Below are 921 nucleotides of genomic sequence, written 5' to 3'. Positions count from 1 at the left end.
GGGGTAATGGCCTTCTTCGCGATTGATGAGCTCGTAGCGCTCGGTCACGGTCGTTCCTTCGCGGAGTCGGGTGGCCCGGGGACTGTGGTCCCCGGGCTCCCACAGAACCGTACGTGACAGTCTCCCGTCATACGGCTCTTGTCGTTCTGGTGTCACCACACGGGGCCAGGCTCAGTAACCCAGGCCCAGTGTGCGAAGTAGTTTGGCGCTTTCTTGACGCCTGTGTACCACTTCCGCATGGTTCTGGCCCAGCTGGCCCGCAGTTTGCGGTACTTTCCCCTGAGCCACCGGACCAGGTAGGAGTTGATTCTCCTGAGCAGAGGGTAGAGCGCTGACGGATGGAAGGCTCCGTAGTAGCGCATCCAGCCTCTGACCACCGGGTTGACGTGTGCTGCCAGATCACTGACCGTCGCTGTCACCCATCGGTGCAGACGCCAGGAGCGTACTGTGGCGCTCATCCGTTTCAAGGCCGCCCTGGATACTGCCGGGGAGAAACTCCGGAACAGTCCATGTCGCCCTTTGACGGTACGCTCACGGAACTCATACCCCAGGAACGTGAACTCGGTGTGCTCCCATGAGCCAGTCCGGTTCGCGTCCTTGCAGTACACGATCCGGGTCTTGCGCGGGTGCAGGCTCAGCCCCACCTGCCTCATGCGCTCCGCCACCGCGGCCAGCACCGCCCGGGCCTGTTCCAGGCTCTTGCAGTGGATCACCACATCGTCGGCGTAACGCTCGAAGGCAACCCCCGGAAAGCTCCGGGCAAGCCATGCATCGAGCGCGTAGTGCATGAACAGATTGGCCAGAACCGGCGAGACCGCCGACCCCTGAGGAGTACCCCTCCACCGCTCAGTAAGCGTCCCATCCCCCTGCTGCGCAGGCGCCTTGAGCCAGCGCCGCACGTAGAGCATCACCCACGGCAGG

Annotated in this window: 1 protein-coding gene; it reads right to left on the bottom strand. The window is 63.5% G+C overall.

The features are described from left to right. Positions 1-152: 152 nt before the first annotated feature. Positions 153-921 (bottom strand): reverse transcriptase domain-containing protein (locus HCR68_RS13920; RefSeq protein ID WP_167150460.1); only part of this gene is annotated, 769 nt, incomplete at its 5' end.

This window comes from Actinomyces sp. ZJ308 (assembly GCF_011752065.1).
Taxonomy (GTDB): Bacteria; Actinomycetota; Actinomycetes; order Actinomycetales; family Actinomycetaceae; genus Actinomyces.
This window is presented reverse-complemented; position numbering and strand designations above follow the sequence as displayed.